We start from the raw sequence: 15860 nt of genomic DNA on the forward strand, positions 1-15860 counted from the left end.
GGGGAGGGGGACCAGCGAAGCTGGTGGAGGGGTATTCTCCACGGGCTTTGAAGCTTGAGGCGCGCTACCCCTCCACCACCGCTTCGCGGCGGTCCCCCTCCCCCTCCGGGGGAGGATTAGGTTGCACCTGGATGCCCCTCAGCCCTCCCGCACCCAGCCCCGCGCCTCCTCCACCGCATCGGGCTTGAACAGCTTCACCTCGGCCGAGACCATCATGCTGCCTGCCCGGGTCGCCATTTCGATCCAGCCGCTGTCGGTGACGATCGCGGCGCGGCGGATCTTGCCCATGTGCGTGGCGCCCCAGCTTATGTCCTTCCACCAGGCGCCCAGCTCCATGCCGGAGAAATTGCGGATCACCGCAAGCGCCGAAAGGCTGCCCTTGTCCGCGATCACCGCTTCCATCGCGGCTACGCCCGCATCATAGTCCGCGCGGGTCACACCGCCATCGACAAGGAACTCGACGACGCCTGCCTGCGTATCGGTCTCGAAGGTCATCATCGCGTCTTCACTCCTCGTTTCGCACCCGGCATAAGGATAACGATGGAAGGCCCCTATCTCTCCACGGTCTCCGAGACCATCCAGGCCGCGATCGCACCGGTGTTCCTGCTCGCGGGCATCGGGGCGTTCCTCAACGTGATGGTCGGGCGGCTTGCCCGGATCGTCGATCGCGCGCGCAACATCGAGCAGCTTCACCCGCGCTCGACCGGGCCCGAGCATGACCGCCATGTCTGGGAACTGCGCATCATCGATCGCCGCATCTCGGTCATCAACAACGCGATCTTCCTGTGCACCGCCAGCGCGCTGGCGATCTGTCTCGTCGTCGCGATGATGTTCGTCGCGCGGCTGACCAATCTCCATGTCGGCATCTGGGTGGCGTCGAGCTTCATCATCTCGATGCTCCTCCTGATGGCCGGGCTGATCTATTTCCTGGTCGAGGTGCGCATGTCGCTCGAGGCGATCCATGTGCGCGAGGAACTGCTCGAGCTCGAGAAGAAGCGGTAACCGTCGCCGGGGCGACGGGTTACTTGCGCGGCCCCAGGTCCGCCGGGATCGTCGGCAGATATTGCGGCACCACCCGGGCGTGCGTGGCCTGCTCATAGGCATAGCCGGCCATGAGCAGCAGCCCGTCCGAATAGGCCGTGCCGATGAACGAAAGCCCGGCCGGCAACCCGTTCACCAGCCCCATCGGCACGGTGAGGTGCGGATAGCCCGACACCGCCGGCAATTCGCTCGCCGAGGGACCCTGGAACTGGTCGCCATGGGCCGGGTCGCTCAGCCAGGGCGTGCCATAGGTCGGGGTGACGAGGATCTGCACGCCACCGGCGGCCAGCATCGCGTCGATCCCCTCCGGTCCCGCCATCCGTGCCGATTTCTCGCGCGCCGCCTTGTAGTCGGGATCGTCGAGCCCCTTGGTCTTCTCGGCCTTGAGGAAGGTCTCCTGCCCGAAAAACGGCATCTCGCTCGCCTTGTTCGCTTCGTTGAACGCGATCAGGTCGGCGAGCGTCTTCGGGCCCACGCTGGCCGGCGTGGTGGCGAGATAGGCCGCCATGTCGGCCTTGAGCTCGGTGTAGAGCACCAGCCCCTCGGCCTCGCCCAGCCCCTTCAATTCGGGCATCTTCACTTCGACCAGCACCGCGCCCGCCGCGGTAAGCTCCTCGAGCGCCTTGTCGAAGCGCGCGGCGAGGTCGGCGGCCATCTCGGGCTTCCAATAGCCGATCTTCATGCCCTTCAGCGCATCGGGGCTGAGGCCGGCGGCATAGTCCGCCTTGTGCTTGTCGGCATCCTTGGTCGCCGGATCGCCGGGGTCGCTGCCGATCATCGCGCCGAACAGGATCGCCGCGTCCTTGACCGTCCGCGCCATCGGCCCGGGCGTATCCTGGCTATGGCTGATCGGCACCACCCCGGTGCGGCTGATCAGGCCGAGCGTGGGCTTGAGGCCCACCAGCCCGTTCATCGCCGCAGGGCACACCACCGATCCGTCGGTCTCGGTGCCCACCGCCGCCGCCGCGAGGCTTGCCGCCACCGCCGCGCCCGAACCGCTCGACGAGCCGCAGGCCGAGCGATCGAGCGCATAGGGGTTCCTGACCAGCCCGCCGACCGCGCTCCACCCGCTCATCGAATGGTTCGAGCGGATGTTCGCCCATTCGCTGAGGTTGGTCTTGCCGAGGATCACCGCGCCTTTCGCCCGCAGCTTCGCCACCAGCGGCGCGTCGCGGCCGGTATCGTTGTTGGCAAGCGCCAGGCTGCCCGCGGTGGTGGGCATGTTCTGCGTCTCGATATTGTCCTTGATCAGCACCGGGATGCCGTCGAGCGGCCCCAGCGTCTTGCCCGCCTTGCGCCGGTCGTCGCTGGCGCGGCCGTCATAGCGCAGGTCCTTAGCCGGGGCGGTGACGATCACCGAGCGCAGCGTCGGCCCGTCGCGGTCCACCTTGCCGATCCGCTCGACATAGAGGTCGGCGAGCTTCCACGCCTCGACCTTGCCGGCGGCGAGCATCGCCTGCAGCTCGTCGATCGACTTCTCGACGACAAGGTTGGCCGGATTGTCGTCGGTGCTGACCACCACCGCGTCGGCGGGCAGCGGCGTCGGGGTAATCACCGGCGCGGCCCCGGGCGCCGGAGCGGGCGCTTCCTGTGCCCAAGCGGGCGATGCCCAGGCAAGTGCCACCGCCAAAGCCGTCAGTCCCGTGCGCATATGCCGTCCCCGAATCTCGTTTCGCGACCAGCCTAGCGCCCCACTCCTCGCGCTGGAAGGGTAGCCGCTAGCGCCCAAGCTCCACCTTCGCCTCCACCGACATGCCCGGCCGCAGCCGGCCGGCCAGCGGCTGGTCCGGGTCGATCCGGATCCGCACCGCGATCCGCTGCGGGATCTTCACGAAATTGCCCGTGGCATTGTCGCTGCGGATCACCGCGAACTCCGACCCCGCCGCCGGCGCCAGCTGCTCGACCACCCCGGTCAGCCGCGCCCCGCCCAGCGCGTCCACCTTGAAGCTCGCCTTCGCGCCCGGCCGGATCTTCGCGGTCTGCGCTTCCTTGAAGTTCGCGGTCACCCAGAGCGTCTGCGGCACCAGCGCCATCAGCTGAGTGCCGGCGGTGACATATTGTCCCTGCCGTCCGCCGATCTCGCCCAGCTGCCCGGCCACCGGGGCGCGGATCACCGTATTGGCCAGGTCGATCTCGGCCAGGCGCAGCGCGGCCTTGGCGGCGTCGACCGAGGCGACCAGCCCGCCCTTGCTCACATCGACGCTGCGGATGTCCTGCGTCGCCACCGTCCGCGCCGCCTGGGCCTGCGCCACCGCCGACTGGGCGGTGCGCAGCGTGGCGAGCGCCGCATCGCGGTCCTTGCGCGTGACGAAGCCGTCCTTCGCCAGCGCGTCGATCCGGGCATAATCGGCCTGCGCCTTGGCGAGTTGCGCCTGGGCCGAGGCGACCGCTGCCTGCTGCGATCCCAGGGTCGCGGTCTTCGACGCCACCTGCTGCGGATTGTTGGCGAGCGCCGCATCGGCGCTGGCGACATTCGCCTTCGCCTGGTCGACCCGCTGGGCGTAGATCCGGTCGTCGATCGTCGCCAGCACGTCGCCGGCCTTCACCCGCGCGAAATCCTGTACCGGCACGCTGGTCAGATAGCCGCTCACCTGCGGGCTGATGATCGTCACCTGCCCGCGGACATAGGCATTCTCGGTCGACTGGCTGCGCCCGCCGAACGGCCATGCCTGCCACGCCATCAGCACCGCGGTCACGCCGATCAGGATCAGCGCCGCCGCGATCGCGATCGAGAGCCAGGAGAGCCTCGGCGGCTTCCAGCGCCGCGCGGCCGCCGCTGGCGCCGGTGGCGGATCGGCGCCTTCGCTGGTTGCCGGAGGGGCCGGTTCTTGCCCGTCTGCCATCAGGATGCTCCCGCCTGTTGTTCCGCTGCCCGGCGCAGATTCTCGCGCCGGATCCGGAATATGTGAAAACTCGCCCAGACGATCGTCGCCGCCGCGATCGCCGCGACCAGCAGGAAGGTGTCGTTGTACGCGAGCACATTGGCTTCGCGCGTCACTGTCTGGGTCAGGATCGCCGCGCTCTCGGCCTGGCGCAGTGCCGGGTCGATCAGCACCCGGCCATAAGCGGCGGCATATTGCTGCAGCCGCTGCGCCACCAGCGGGTCGCCATCCGCCAGCTGCGCGACGATCGCATTGTTATGGGCATGTTCGCGGATCACCTGGAAGGTGCCGAGCATCGCGCTGCCGAACAGCCCGCCCAGGTTCTGGGTGATGCCGAACAGCGCCGAGAAGCTGACGAAATGGGTCGGCCCTTCCTTGAGCGCCCGGGTCAGCCCGATCAGCAGCGCGGGGCCGATGAACAGCGCGCTGGCGAAACCCATCAGCGCCTGGCTGAAATAGAAGTCGTGCGGCCGGGTCAGGCTGGTCGATCCCGAATCGATCAGCGCACCGACGCAGATCAGCGCCAGCGCCACCAGGATCGGCCCACCCAGGAAATTGGGATCGATGGTCAGCGCGCCGATCACGATGCCGGCCAACGTGGCGAGCAGCACCACCAGATAGAGCATCCGCATCTGGTCATTGCCCATGCCGAGCACGGTCAGCAGGCCCGATGCCCCGATCGATTGTTCGGAAAGCACCACCCGGGTCAGGATCGATACCAGCGCGAAGCGCACGATGTCGCCACTGCCCAGCCAGCGGGTGTTGAGCAGCGGATTGCTGCGGTTATGCTCGATCACCACCGCGATCGGGATCAGCACGATCGCCCCGATCAGCGCCGGCGCTACCCAGGGCGCCTCGAACCACCAGACCGACCGGCCCAGCCCGAGCACCGCGCAGAGCAATGCGATGCCCACCGCGAAGATCGGGAAGGTCACGAAGTCGAGCGGCTCGAACGCCTTCATCCGCTCGACCGGCGGCAGCACCAGCAGCCGCACCCCGGCCAGGCAGAACAGCGCCAGCCCCAGCTCGAACAGATACATGGTCTGCCAGCGATCGGGCTCGAAGGCCTCGCTGGGGAACAGCCGGGCCAGCGGCACGGCGATCTGCGGCAGCGATACGGCGAGCACGATGCCCTTCAGCCGGTGCTCGGGCGTCCAGGCCTGCACCATGTAGAGCAGCCCCACGGTGCTGCATGCCGCCGCCGCGATCCCGCTGATCGCGCGCACCGCGACGGCGCTGGCGAAGCTGTGGACCAGCAGGTGCGAGGCGGTGGTCAGCGCGAAGGCGATCAGGAAGATCTGGGTGAACAGCCTTATGCCGAATTGCTGGCGGAACTTGATGAGCACCATGTTGGCGCAGACATTGGTCATCACATAGGCGGTCGGCAGCCACTGGATCTCGGCCGAATAGAGCCCCAGCGATCCCTGCAGCGTGGTCAGGTTGGCGGTGACGATCGCATTGCCGAGCGATCCGGACAGCACCACCAGCACCGCGACCGAGAAATAGGCGATGCGCCGCGACAGCGGATGCCAGGGGGTGGGCGGCGATCCGGGGATGGGCGAGCGTTCATGCGGCGCCGGTTGCCAGGCGTCCCGATCCTCCGCTTCTGCCCCGTTCGTTGCCATCCCGATATAATTCCGCATGCGGCGGAACGATCCGCAAGCGCACCTTGGTATAGTCGCATGGCTGCGGCGCAATCAGCAATTGCCGCGCGGTGTAGTACGCCGTCGCTCATTGGGGTGAGCGGGCATCCGGGCACCCGGTTCCCCGGCGAAAGCCGGGGCCCAGGGTTTCTTTGCCATGCTGCGTGTGACCCCGGGCTTCGGCTTTCGCCGGGAACAATCGGACAGCCACCATCTGCGGTGCTTCCGAACGGTCAACCACAAGCCCTTGTGGTCGCCATGAGTCCTCCACGTTAAAAAAATTTACGTTCCGCGTTCGTTCCCTTGCCTTTCGGAAACCCTAGGAAAGTCCGCGCGTCGCGGCATTGCAGCAGTTGCGCAGCTGCTGTGAAGCGAGTCATTTTAGCGACGAAGCGTTGTGGATATTAACCATTTCGGCTCTTGTGCCCGGACTCGGTTTGGCACAATCTGTTGTGGTTGCACTGAGGGGCAAGCTCAAGCACTGGTGGACTCTCCGCCGCATACCCATATGCGGAAGGGGTCGACTCGTGCCTGGGACGAGGTGTGATGGACATGTTTTGTTCTTCGCGATCGACCGAGCCGGTGATAGTATCGGCGCCCCTTGAGTCGGGATTTGATGTCTCTCCAATGCGAGAGGCGCGTGAAGCTTTATCAGGGGTGTTGTCATGGAATTCAGGGACACGGAAAACAGCGTGAACGATACCGTCGCCGAAGCCCCCACCGCTGCCGTCAAGGCCGCCACGGATGCGGCAGCCAAGGCCGCTGCCGAGAAGGCCGCGCCCAAGCTGCGCAAGAAGACCGATTCCAAGACCGTCGCGCCGCGTGCGTATGATGTCGAGGTCGATCATTCGCGCGACGCGCTGCTCACCGAGTTCGGCAAGGAAACGCTGCGCGACCGCTATCTGCTGCCTGGCGAGAATTTCCAGGACCTGTTCGTGCGCGTCGCCTCGGCCTATGCCGACAATCAGGCGCACGCCCAGCGCATCTACGACTATATCTCGAAGCTGTGGTTCATGCCCGCCACCCCCGTTCTGTCGAACGGCGGCACCGGCCGCGGCCTGCCGATCTCCTGCTTCCTCAATTCGGTGCCGGACAGCCTGAACGGCATCGTCGACACCTGGAACGAGAATGTCTGGCTGGCCTCGCGCGGCGGCGGCATCGGCACCTATTGGGGTTCGGTGCGTGGCATCGGCGAGCCGGTCGGCCTCAACGGCAAGACCTCGGGCATCATCCCGTTCGTCCGCGTGATGGATTCGCTGACGCTGGCGATCTCGCAGGGCTCGCTGCGCCGCGGTTCGGCCGCCTGCTATCTCGACATCTCGCACCCGGAGATCGAGGAGTTCCTCGAGATCCGCAAGCCGTCGGGCGACTTCAACCGCAAGGCGCTGAACCTGCACCACGGCGTGCTGATCCCCGACGCGTTCATGGAAGCGGTGCGCAACGGCGAGGAGTGGGTGCTGCGTTCGCCCAAGGACCAGTCCGAGCGCGGCAAGGTCGATGCGCGCGCTCTGTTCCAGAAGCTGGTCGAGACCCGTCTCGCCACCGGCGAGCCGTACATCGTGTTCAGCGATCACGTGAACTCGAACATGCCCAAGCATCACCGTGATCTGGGCCTCAAGGTCTCGACCTCGAACCTCTGTTCGGAAATCACGCTGCCGACGGGCAAGGACCATCTGGGCAATGAGCGCACCGCCGTGTGCTGCCTCTCGTCGCTCAACATGGAAACCTGGGATCAGTGGAAGGACGACAAGAACCTGATCGAGGACGTGATGCGCTTCCTCGACAACGTCCTGCAGGATTATATCGACCGCGCCGAGCCCGGCATGGAGAAGGCCGCCTATTCGGCCAGCCGCGAGCGTAGCGTCGGCCTCGGCGTGATGGGCTTCCACTCCTTCCTCCAGGCACGCGGCATCCCGTTCGAAGGCGCGATGGCCAAGAGCTGGAACCTGCGGATGTTCAAGCACATCAAGGCGCAGGTCGATCAGGCCTCGATGGCGCTCGCCGTCGAGCGCGGCCCGTGCCCGGACGCGGCCGACATGGGCGTGATGGAGCGTTTCTCGTGCAAGATGGCGATCGCGCCGACCGCGTCGATCTCGATCATCTGCGGCGGCACCTCGGCCTGCATCGAGCCGATCCCGGCCAACATCTACACGCACAAGACGCTGTCGGGCTCCTTCTCGGTCAAGAACCCGTATCTGGAGAAGCTGCTCTCGGAGAAGAGCAAGAACTCGGATGCGGTGTGGAACTCGATCCTCGAGCAGGGCGGCTCGGTCCAGCACCTCGACTTTCTCACGCCGGAAGAGAAGGACGTCTACAAGACGAGCTTCGAGATCGATCAGCGCTGGCTGCTCGAACTCGCCGGCGACCGCACGCCCTATATCGACCAGGCGCAGTCGCTGAACCTGTTCATCCCGGCCGATGTCGAGAAGTGGGACCTGCTGATGCTCCACTTCCGCGCCTGGGAGCTCGGCATCAAGTCGCTCTATTATCTGCGTTCCAAGTCGGTGCAGCGCGCCGGCTTCGCGGGCGGCGTGGAAGCCGACAACACGATCGACAAGCCGCAGTTCAACCTGGGCGAGTCGACCGATTACGACGAATGCCTGGCGTGCCAGTGAGGCAATAATCCCTCTCCCTCTGGGAGAGGGAGGGAGCCGCGAAGCGGCGGAAGGGTGAGGGCGAGTGCGCCTCTATCAGGATCAACCGTCAGGCACGGTGCCGCAGCTTCGAGAGTTGCGGCGGGGTGCCACGGAAGCTGAGAAGAGGTTGCTTCGCGCGCTGCGCACTGCCTTTCCCGACAGGAAGTGGCGGTTTCAGGCCCCGGTCGGGCCATATCGCGTCGATTTCCTCTGCTTCGCCGAGCGTCTGGTGATCGAGGTGGATGGCGGCCAGCATGCGGAGGCCGTCGAATATGATGCGCGCCGCACGCGCTTTATCGAGTCCGAGGGTTATCGCGTGCTGCGGTTCTGGAACAACGATGTGCTGGAAAACGCCGACGGCGTGATCGCCCAAATTTCCCTCTCCCTTTGGGAGAGGGAAGGGGCCCGCTCGGCGAAGCCGAGTGGGAAGGGTGAGGGTCGCCAATCGCAAGCTGCATCGCGCTCACCCTCACCCCGCGCCGCTTCGCGGCTTGCCCCTCTCCCAAAGGGAGAGGGGTTTTGAGCTCAGGCTTCTTCCTCGAAGATCTCGACCGCCACATCGGCGTTCGCGCTCAGGCGGACCTGATCGCCTTCCACGCCGGCGACCAGGCCGAGCGAGATGTAGTGGTGGTGCCCGGCATGCGAGCCCTCGGCGCCCTCGATCTCGGCGCCGCTATCCTTCTTGGTGAGCTTGATGCGCTCGCCTTCGACATGGTCGACGGTACCGACATGGACGCCGTCGGCGCCGATCACTTCCATATGCTCCTTGATTGCACTCACGTCGGTCATCGCCATTCTCCTTGGGGGACGGTTTCGCACGCTCAACGCGCGCGGCGGGGAAACGATGCAGCCGCGCGTGCAGCCTGTCACTCACCCGTTCGGGGGATTGCATGAAGCCGTTCCGCACTCTGTCCGTCGCCGCCTTCCTGCTGCTAGCCGCCTGCGCGAAGCAGATACCCACGGCCGTCCAGCCCGAGGCGCCGGGCTTCCTGCTCGGCCTCTGGCACGGCTTCATCTTCCCGGTGGCGTGGTTCCTCTCGCTGATCGTGCCCGACGTCGCGGTTTATGCCGTGCCCAACAATGGCGGCTGGTATGATTTCGGCTATTTCCTCGGCATCTGCGTGTTCGGCGTCGGCGCCAATCGCGGCACCCGGGTGACCAAGGTCGTCTACCGCGACCGCACCGTCCGCCGCGGCGACACCACGGTGATCGACCACGAATGACCCGCAGCCTCGCCTTGATGGCCGGCATCGCCGGAGCCGCGGGCGCCGCCGGCCTCGCCGCGCTGGTGAAGCCCGGCCTGGCCCGCCGCGCGCTCGGCCTGCCCGGGGGCGAGGCCGCCACCTACGCCCTGCGCATCGCCGGCATGATGCTGCTCGCGCTCGGCCTGTTCCTCGGCGGTTTCGTCGCCGTCTTCACCCTGGCGGGAGGCGCGGCATGACCGCCCCGCTCGCGCCCGCCCTTCCTTCCTTTCCCAAGTTCATCCCGGAGTAACTCCCATGCCGCTTCTCGAAGCCCGCAAGACCTACAAGCCCTTCGAATATCCCTGGGCGTTCGATTTCTGGAAGCGCCAGCAGCAGATCCACTGGCTGCCGGAGGAAGTGCCGCTGGGCGAGGATTGCCGCGACTGGGCGCAGAAGCTCACCGATCACGAGCGCAACCTGCTCACCCAGATCTTCCGCTTCTTCACCCAGGCGGACGTCGAGGTGCAGGACTGCTACCACGAGAAATACGGCCGCGTGTTCAAGCCGACCGAGATCAAGATGATGCTGACCGCGTTCAGCAACATGGAGACGGTCCACATCGCCGCCTATTCGCACCTGCTCGACACGATCGGCATGCCCGAGACCGAATATGCCGCCTTCCTCCAGTACAAGGAGATGAAGGACAAGCATGACTATCTCAGCACCTTCGGCGTCGACAGCGACGAGGACATCGCCAAGACGCTCGCCATGTTCGGCGGCTTCACCGAGGGGCTGCAGCTCTTCGCCAGCTTCGCGATGCTGATGAACTTCCCGCGCTTCAACAAGATGAAGGGCATGGGCCAGATCGTCAGCTGGTCGGTCCGCGACGAGAGCCTGCACTGCGAAGGCATCATCAAGCTGTTCCACGCCTTCTGCAAGGAGCGCAACTGCCTCACCCCGTCTGTCCGCGACGACATCCTCGACATGTGCCAGAAGACGGTGCGCATCGAGGACGCGTTCATCGACCTCGTCTTCGAGATGGGCCCGGTCAACGGCATGACGCCCAAGGAGATCAAGAAGTACGTCCGCTACATCGCGGACTGGCGCCTGGGCCAGCTCGGCCTCAAGCCGATCTACATGGTCGAGGAGCACCCGCTCCCCTGGCTCGCCCCGCTGCTCAACGGCGTCGAGCACGCCAACTTCTTCGAGACCCGCGCGACCGAATATTCGAAGGCAGCGACCCGCGGCAACTGGGGCGAGGTGTGGGACTCGTTCGACAAGCGCCAGAAGGCCAAGGCCACCCCGGTGGCCAATGAGGACGCGGCCGAAGGCGGGCCGGACATGTTCTCTGGGTCCGGGGTTGCGGCGGAGTAAGATGGGGTGCCCGACTTTTGGACTGTGCTGACAACGGCGCTAATTACCCTTGGAGCCACGTATCTTGCATATTGGCTCACTGGTAAGCCACGGCTTATTGTTTTCAGTCCAAATTCTACAACCTTTGATCTAAAGCCGGCGCAGCAAGGCGCTCCGCCACTCGCCATCCGCGCTGGCCAAGTCATGGTGCAGAATGCAGGTCGTAAGAGCGCGACTAATGTGCAACTGACTGCTCAGTTGGGGCCGGCTCCATGGGGGTATAATATTGTTCCGAGTATGGATCATACTGTTCGTAGCGGGCCCCGCGGAGAGTGGATTTTGGAGATGTCGGCCCTAGGCCCGGGGAGCTGGTAGCCGTACAAATTCTGAATGGGCCCATCATTGACAGCGTTCGATCATTGGAAGGACCGGCGAAAGCGGTACCGGTTACTCATCAGCGTATATTTCCGAGGTGGTTCAATACCATCGCGTCAATCTTGATGTTGATTGGTGCGATTACCATAACCTATGCATTTTATGCTGTAGTGCATTGGCTGTACGCCATTCGAGCTGTGCTAAAGATTACTGGTGCTTAAGAGTTGTTTGGGTGGGCTGAACGCGGCACGGGCTTTGCCTGTGCCGCAGCCGTCTGGTACCCGTCACCCCGGCCTTGTGCCGGGGTCCACCGCGCCACCGGGTGACGCCGCCAGCGGCTCCAGTCCTAGCCCCACCGCCAAGTCGTTCCATTCCGGATTCTGCCGCTCGATCAGGTTGCGCTTCCATTCGCGCCGGTAGCGCTTGAGCTGCTTCTCGCGCGCGATCGCCGCGTCCATGGTCTCGGCAACCTCGAAATAGACCAGCCGGCGGATGCCGTATTTCTTAGTGTGGCCGTCGAAGGTTCCGTCACGATGCTGCATCATCCGGCCGAGCAGGTTGGAGGTCACGCCGACATAGAGCGCACCGTTATAGCGGTTCGCGAGGATGTAGACACAGGGCGTGCGCTCGATCACGTGGGGCAGCGTGCTGCGCGGTGGCCCCCGGCACAAGGCCGGGGTGACGGAAGTGGGTCGGTAACGGACGAAGTTTGTCGACGCCGCCCCACGCGCACCGTGTCCCCCAAGCAACACCCCCACCGCAATCAAACCCACCCCGCAACCTACTGACTCCTCGCGCATTTCCCATACAGCCCCGCCGCCCGCGCCCGCGTATCCAGGGCGGCATTGGCGGGGCGTGTGTCTGAAGTAATCACGAGGTTTCCCCAACATGCGTACCATCCTCGCCGCCGCGGCATTCGCCGCGCTGCCCTTCGCCGTCCCCGCCGCCCAGGCGCAGGATACGGACAGCAGCGCCACCACCACTGCCGCCCCGGCAGCCGAGACTGCGCCCGACGGCACCCGCGCCTTCGGGATCGAGCCCTATGTCGGCATCCTTGGCGGCTATGAGCGGTTCGACGAGCAGGCCAATGCCGGCATCCCGCTCCCGGCCGATGGCAAGGCCTATGACGGCGGCCTCGTCCAGGGCGTCGCCGGCATCAACGTGCCGCTCGGCCCGGTCTTCATCGGCGCCGAGGGCAATGTCGTGAAGGGCTTCAAGGGCGATATCGACTGGGAATATGGCGCCGCCGGCCGCTTCGGCCTGCGCGCGGGCGAGAGCGGCATGATCTATGGCAAGGTCGGCTATCAATGGGTCAATTTCGCCGCGCTCGGTGACAACAGCCGCGATTTCCACGCGATGACCTATGGCGCCGGCGTCGAGGTCGGCCCCAAGGACATCGGCCTTGGCGGCATCACCGGTAACAGCGGCCTGCGCCTGCGCATGGAGATCAACACCTTCGGCGACGCCAAGAGCTTCCGCCCGATGGCCGGCGTGATCGCGCACTTCTAAGTCCCGGAAAGGCGGCGCAGGCTCCGGCCCGCGCCGCCCCCGTTTCGGTGCCAATAAACCTGTCGGTATCGGTCCCGGCCGCTTGAGCCGAACCCCGCAACCGATAGCCTGGTCGCTCCACCAATCGGAGGAGTGCATCGATGAAGAAGAAGATCGCAGTTGCCGCGCTGTTCGCCCTGTCGGCCCTCGCGCCCTCGGTCGCCCTGGCGTTCGACGATCCGCTCCCGCCGGGCTGCTTCTACGTCCTGGGCAAGCTGATCTGCGTCGACATGCCGCTGGGCTGATCCGCGCCGGCGGGCGGGCCACCCGGTTCGCCCGCCACTATCCGGCCGTCGCGCCCTTTTCGGTATTCACCCCCTTCTGCTCCCCGGCGAAAGCCGGGGCCCAGGGTTTCTCTGCCGGATCGCTCGTGGCCCTGGGCCCCGGCTTTCGCCGGGGAGCAGTTAGGCCGCCCGGGAACCGTCAGAGCAAGTACGCCGCCCTCAGGCCCGCTTGCGCGCCGGCGCCTCGCCGTGATCGCACACCATACCCTCGCCTTCGCAGATCAGCCGGTCATAGCCGCTGCCCGGGCAGATCGCATGCGCGCTCAGGATCGCCGGGGCGAGCGCGTCGAGGCCCGAGCCGCGCCGGTCGAGCAGGCGGCGGACCGGGCGGCGCGAGCCGCTCCAGGCCTGGTGCCCGGTCTTCAGCGCCGGCGGCGGCGAGACAAGCAGGCCCACCGGCCGGTAATCGGCGGCGGCCAGCTTGGGGAACACGCCCTTGGCGATCTTGCGCGCCCAGCCCGGCGTCGCGGGGCTCAGCGGCAGGTGCGGCACCAGGTCGCCCGGCATCTCGTAGCGCAGGCAGGCGATGCGGGTGCGCGCATAGCTCGCGGCGAAGTCGGCATTGCCCGCGCGCGCCGCGGCGATCGTCGCCACGCTCACCGGCACATCGGCCCATTCGCTCGCCTGTGCCGCGCGCATCGCGGCGAGGTTGGCGAGCGCGCCGCCCTTCGAATGGCCGGTCACGAACAGATGCCGCCGCGCCTTGCGGTCGAGCAGGCTCTGGTCGAGCATCGCCTGGATCGCGGTGCGCACGCCCGGGCCCGAGCCCGCGTCGCTCCACAGCCGGCGCATCGATTCCGAAAAGCCGAAATGCACGCCGCCGCCATAATGCGAATCTTCCAGGCACAGCGAGAAGGCGTCGTTCAGCCAGTCGAGCACCACGTCCCAGCCGTCATAGCTGCTGCCGAAATAGGGCGGGAGCGATCCGCGGAACGCCACCACCACGCCTTCGGGCGTGCGGCCGACGATCGCCTGGTCGATCTCGCGCCCGCCCAATGCCGTCTCGCGGCGCACCACGAAGGGCGCTTCGATCCAGCCGACTCCGCGGCCCTGGACCTGCATGCCCGGCTGATAGGCCTGGCTGGACGCGTATAGCAGGCGGCGTTTCATGCAATCGTGCATCGGCAATACTCCCGGTGCCATATGACCACGCTCCGCTTCATGGTGAACGCACAATTAAGGTTAATGACCAAATCATTATAGGATGGCTGCGCTGTCGGCGGCGTGAACGGGGTTTTCCCTGAGGTCCGGCTTGACGCCGATCAAGGCGGGCGGGGCGCCGGCGCGGCACCGCGTCAGGATGAGCGAAGCCACGCCCTTTGCGCGGATCGGCGGCGCGGCGCCGGTGCGGGCGCTGGCCGAGCGCTTCTATGCGCTGATCGACCGCGACCCCGTCTATGCCGATCTGCGCGCCGCGCACGGCCCCGATCTCGCCCCGATCGCCGCCTCGCTGGCCGGCTTCCTCACCGCCTGGCTCGGCGGCCCGCGCGACTGGTCCGCCGAGCGCCCGGGCCTGTGCATCATGCGCATGCATCGCCAGCTGGATTTCGGGCCGGAGCTGGCGGCGCAATGGGCGACGGCGATGCGCGAGGCGCTGGCCGGGGATCCGTCGCTCGACGCGGCGCTGGCTGCCCAGATCGGCGACGCGCTCACCCGCATGGCGCAGGCGATGGCGGCGCCGCGAGTGGAGGTTTGATCCGTCATCCCCGCGCAGGCGGGGATCCATTGGCACTGAGGGGAGTGAGGCCCCATCACGGCTAGCCAGAATGGATCCCCGCCTGCGCGGGGATGACGATGAAAAGGGAGAGCCGCACCCATCCGTTCCCCGGCGAAAGCCGGGGCCCAGGGTTTCTCTGCCGGATCGCTCGTGACCCTGGGCCCCGGCCTTCGCCGGGGAACAAGAGAAACTCCTCTCCCTTGGTGGGAGGGGGAGGACCTACCCCCTCAATGCTTGTCCTCGGCCTTGCGATACGCATCATGGCACGCCTTGCACGTGCCCCCAACCACCGCGAACTGCGCCGCGAAGCCCGGCTTGTCGCCGGCGCGCGCCAGGTCGGCGAGCTTGGTCGTCGCCGCCGCATAGTCCGCTGCCTTGGCCTCGAACCCGGCCCGGTCGCTCCACACGGCGGGCAGCGCCTCGGACGGCGCGCCGCCGCTGCCGGCGGGGAACATGCCGGGCAGCGCGCTCGCCCAGCGCGACAGCGCGCGGGCGGCGAAGCCCAGGGTCTTCGGATCGTCGCCCCGGTCGACGCCCGCCTTGATCTGGCCGAACAGCGCGCCGGACATCAGGAAGGCCGCCCTGCGCCCGGCGATCACCTCCGCGTTCGGATCGGCGGCGGCAGGCCGCGCGCGGCTGGCGGGGGCGGTGGCGGCGAGGCTGGTGAACAAAGCGGCGGCGGCGCCGAGTGTGAGCATGGACGTGCGCATTGGATGGCTCCCTTGGTCGGAGGCGCACAGGCTAGGCCCGCCCGGAAGCCCGCGCAACGGCCGCGCAAACCTCCTCCATTATGGAGAGGGTTGCCGCCGAAACGGACCGGGAATCGCATATCGTGCCGGGCGTGGCAGAAGGCGATGCTCCTCGGGTCGAATATGCATGCGAGCGTTGCGGCGGTGTTGCCGTCACCCGCGACGCCTGGGCCGAATGGGACGCCAGTTCCCAGGCCTGGGTGCTCAGCGAGACGTTCGATTTCGCCTTCTGCCACCAATGCCACCGCGAGACCCGGCTGCTGGCGCGGATCACGCGGGGAGAGGGCTCTTCCTAGTTCCCCGGCGAAGGCCGGGCCCAGTTTCGGCGCAGCTGGTTGGGAAGGGCAAGCCTCTCGAAATCGGCTCGCGACGGAATCCGCCCGCTTGCAATGTAGGATTTGATCTGGCTGGCTGAAGCGGCCGGCCTGGCGGCCGGCCGCTCCTTGAT

At 66.6% G+C, this 15860-nt stretch carries 18 protein-coding genes; 10 read left to right on the forward strand and 8 right to left on the reverse strand.

The annotated features are described in order from the left end of the window. Positions 1-138: 138 nt before the first annotated feature. A complete protein-coding gene (locus tag O3305_RS18500) occupies positions 139-498 on the reverse strand; it encodes a SpoIIAA family protein (RefSeq protein WP_269573843.1) in 360 nt (119 codons plus the stop codon). 42 nt (positions 499-540) lie between these two features. Between O3305_RS18500 and O3305_RS18505 the strand changes: the two genes are divergently transcribed. Further along, a complete protein-coding gene (locus O3305_RS18505) occupies positions 541-1002 on the forward strand; it encodes a DUF2721 domain-containing protein (protein ID WP_184161462.1) in 462 nt (153 codons plus the stop codon). Between the two features lie 19 nt (positions 1003-1021). Here the strand turns inward: O3305_RS18505 and O3305_RS18510 are convergent, their stop codons facing one another. The 3 genes from O3305_RS18510 to O3305_RS18520 form a co-directional block, all read right to left on the reverse strand. After that, positions 1022-2692 carry an amidase gene (locus O3305_RS18510; RefSeq protein WP_269573844.1) on the reverse strand — a complete coding sequence of 557 codons (1671 nt, stop codon included), beginning with the start codon at positions 2690-2692 and terminating at the stop codon, positions 1022-1024. A gap of 67 nt (positions 2693-2759) precedes the next feature. Then, positions 2760-3884, reverse strand: coding sequence for an HlyD family secretion protein (locus tag O3305_RS18515; RefSeq protein WP_269573845.1), 1125 nt, complete (start codon positions 3882-3884; stop codon positions 2760-2762). Further along, positions 3884-5548: an MFS transporter gene (locus O3305_RS18520; protein ID WP_269573846.1), complete on the reverse strand. Its 1665-nt coding sequence runs from the start codon at positions 5546-5548 to the stop codon at positions 3884-3886. The genes O3305_RS18515 and O3305_RS18520 overlap by 1 nt, the downstream gene beginning before the upstream one ends. Positions 5549-6231: 683 nt before the next feature. Between O3305_RS18520 and O3305_RS18525 the strand changes: the two genes are divergently transcribed. Both O3305_RS18525 and O3305_RS18530 read left to right on the forward strand, forming a co-directional pair. After that, entirely contained in the window at positions 6232-8181 is a 1950-nt protein-coding gene (locus O3305_RS18525) for a ribonucleoside-diphosphate reductase subunit alpha (protein ID WP_184161451.1), read from the forward strand. 64 nt (positions 8182-8245) lie between these two features. Then, on the forward strand, positions 8246-8725 hold the full coding sequence (locus O3305_RS18530) for an endonuclease domain-containing protein (protein ID WP_269573847.1): 480 nt from the start codon (positions 8246-8248) through the stop codon (positions 8723-8725). A gap of 2 nt (positions 8726-8727) precedes the next feature. Here O3305_RS18530 and O3305_RS18535 read toward each other — a convergent pair whose 3' ends face one another. Further along, positions 8728-8991 carry a DUF2171 domain-containing protein gene (locus tag O3305_RS18535; RefSeq protein WP_184161445.1) on the reverse strand — a complete coding sequence of 88 codons (264 nt, stop codon included), beginning with the start codon at positions 8989-8991 and terminating at the stop codon, positions 8728-8730. A gap of 101 nt (positions 8992-9092) precedes the next feature. Between O3305_RS18535 and O3305_RS18540 the strand changes: the two genes are divergently transcribed. From O3305_RS18540 to O3305_RS18550, 3 genes are read left to right on the forward strand one after another with little or no spacing between them, the layout of a single operon-like run. Further along, on the forward strand, positions 9093-9425 hold the full coding sequence (locus O3305_RS18540) for a hypothetical protein (protein ID WP_269573848.1): 333 nt from the start codon (positions 9093-9095) through the stop codon (positions 9423-9425). Further along, entirely contained in the window at positions 9422-9643 is a 222-nt protein-coding gene (locus O3305_RS18545) for a hypothetical protein (protein ID WP_269573849.1), read from the forward strand. Before O3305_RS18540 ends, O3305_RS18545 begins: the two co-directional genes overlap by 4 nt. Before the next feature lie 58 nt (positions 9644-9701). Further along, positions 9702-10760 carry a ribonucleotide-diphosphate reductase subunit beta gene (locus tag O3305_RS18550; RefSeq protein WP_269573850.1) on the forward strand — a complete coding sequence of 353 codons (1059 nt, stop codon included), beginning with the start codon at positions 9702-9704 and terminating at the stop codon, positions 10758-10760. A gap of 638 nt (positions 10761-11398) precedes the next feature. On the opposite strand, the gene O3305_RS18555 is transcribed toward O3305_RS18550, so the two are convergent. Next, positions 11399-11749, reverse strand: a complete 351-nt coding sequence (locus tag O3305_RS18555; RefSeq protein WP_269573851.1) for a GIY-YIG nuclease family protein — start codon at positions 11747-11749, stop codon at positions 11399-11401. 253 nt (positions 11750-12002) lie between these two features. Between O3305_RS18555 and O3305_RS18560 the strand changes: the two genes are divergently transcribed. Both O3305_RS18560 and O3305_RS18565 read left to right on the forward strand, forming a co-directional pair. After that, the gene (locus tag O3305_RS18560; protein ID WP_269573852.1) at positions 12003-12623 is read left to right on the forward strand and encodes an opacity protein; all 621 of its coding nucleotides are present in this window, start codon (positions 12003-12005) and stop codon (positions 12621-12623) included. 140 nt (positions 12624-12763) lie between these two features. Beyond that, positions 12764-12907 carry a hypothetical protein gene (locus O3305_RS18565; RefSeq protein WP_184161424.1) on the forward strand — a complete coding sequence of 48 codons (144 nt, stop codon included), beginning with the start codon at positions 12764-12766 and terminating at the stop codon, positions 12905-12907. 198 nt (positions 12908-13105) lie between these two features. Here O3305_RS18565 and O3305_RS18570 read toward each other — a convergent pair whose 3' ends face one another. Beyond that, on the reverse strand, positions 13106-14056 hold the full coding sequence (locus O3305_RS18570; RefSeq protein WP_269573853.1) for a lipase family protein: 951 nt from the start codon (positions 14054-14056) through the stop codon (positions 13106-13108). Between the two features lie 142 nt (positions 14057-14198). Here O3305_RS18570 and O3305_RS18575 point away from each other — a divergent pair, with 142 nt between their 5' ends. Continuing rightward, positions 14199-14642 (forward strand): globin domain-containing protein, encoded by a 444-nt coding sequence (locus O3305_RS18575; protein ID WP_353739204.1) that lies wholly within the window; start codon positions 14199-14201, stop codon positions 14640-14642. A 248-nt stretch (positions 14643-14890) separates the two neighbouring features. On the opposite strand, the gene O3305_RS18580 is transcribed toward O3305_RS18575, so the two are convergent. Beyond that, positions 14891-15373 (reverse strand): c-type cytochrome, encoded by a 483-nt coding sequence (locus O3305_RS18580; RefSeq protein WP_269573854.1) that lies wholly within the window; start codon positions 15371-15373, stop codon positions 14891-14893. Positions 15374-15504: 131 nt separating this feature from the next. On the opposite strand from O3305_RS18580, the gene O3305_RS18585 reads away from it, so the two are divergent. After that, positions 15505-15708 (forward strand): hypothetical protein, encoded by a 204-nt coding sequence (locus O3305_RS18585; protein WP_269573855.1) that lies wholly within the window; start codon positions 15505-15507, stop codon positions 15706-15708. Positions 15709-15860: the final 152 nt, after the last annotated feature.

Source organism: Sphingomonas sp. NIBR02145 (assembly GCF_027359115.1).
GTDB lineage: Bacteria > Pseudomonadota > Alphaproteobacteria > Sphingomonadales > Sphingomonadaceae > Sphingomonas > Sphingomonas kyeonggiensis_A.

What these genes read in the sequence shown, in the direction of transcription:
- O3305_RS18565 (WP_184161424.1), top strand. Translation starts at nt 12,764, where the DNA reads ATGAAGAAGAAGATCGCAGTTGCCGCGCTGTTCGCCCTGTCGGCCCTC.
- O3305_RS18570 (WP_269573853.1), bottom strand. Translation starts at nt 14,056, where the DNA reads ATGAAACGCCGCCTGCTATACGCGTCCAGCCAGGCCTATCAGCCGGGC.
- O3305_RS18510 (WP_269573844.1), bottom strand. Translation starts at nt 2,692, where the DNA reads ATGCGCACGGGACTGACGGCTTTGGCGGTGGCACTTGCCTGGGCATCG.
- O3305_RS18505 (WP_184161462.1), top strand. Translation starts at nt 541, where the DNA reads ATGGAAGGCCCCTATCTCTCCACGGTCTCCGAGACCATCCAGGCCGCG.
- O3305_RS18500 (WP_269573843.1), bottom strand. Translation starts at nt 498, where the DNA reads ATGATGACCTTCGAGACCGATACGCAGGCAGGCGTCGTCGAGTTCCTT.
- O3305_RS18540 (WP_269573848.1), top strand. Translation starts at nt 9,093, where the DNA reads ATGAAGCCGTTCCGCACTCTGTCCGTCGCCGCCTTCCTGCTGCTAGCC.
- O3305_RS18515 (WP_269573845.1), bottom strand. Translation starts at nt 3,884, where the DNA reads ATGGCAGACGGGCAAGAACCGGCCCCTCCGGCAACCAGCGAAGGCGCC.
- O3305_RS18525 (WP_184161451.1), top strand. Translation starts at nt 6,232, where the DNA reads ATGGAATTCAGGGACACGGAAAACAGCGTGAACGATACCGTCGCCGAA.
- O3305_RS18545 (WP_269573849.1), top strand. Translation starts at nt 9,422, where the DNA reads ATGACCCGCAGCCTCGCCTTGATGGCCGGCATCGCCGGAGCCGCGGGC.
- O3305_RS18580 (WP_269573854.1), bottom strand. Translation starts at nt 15,373, where the DNA reads ATGCGCACGTCCATGCTCACACTCGGCGCCGCCGCCGCTTTGTTCACC.
- O3305_RS18520 (WP_269573846.1), bottom strand. Translation starts at nt 5,548, where the DNA reads ATGGCAACGAACGGGGCAGAAGCGGAGGATCGGGACGCCTGGCAACCG.
- O3305_RS18560 (WP_269573852.1), top strand. Translation starts at nt 12,003, where the DNA reads ATGCGTACCATCCTCGCCGCCGCGGCATTCGCCGCGCTGCCCTTCGCC.
- O3305_RS18550 (WP_269573850.1), top strand. Translation starts at nt 9,702, where the DNA reads ATGCCGCTTCTCGAAGCCCGCAAGACCTACAAGCCCTTCGAATATCCC.
- O3305_RS18535 (WP_184161445.1), bottom strand. Translation starts at nt 8,991, where the DNA reads ATGACCGACGTGAGTGCAATCAAGGAGCATATGGAAGTGATCGGCGCC.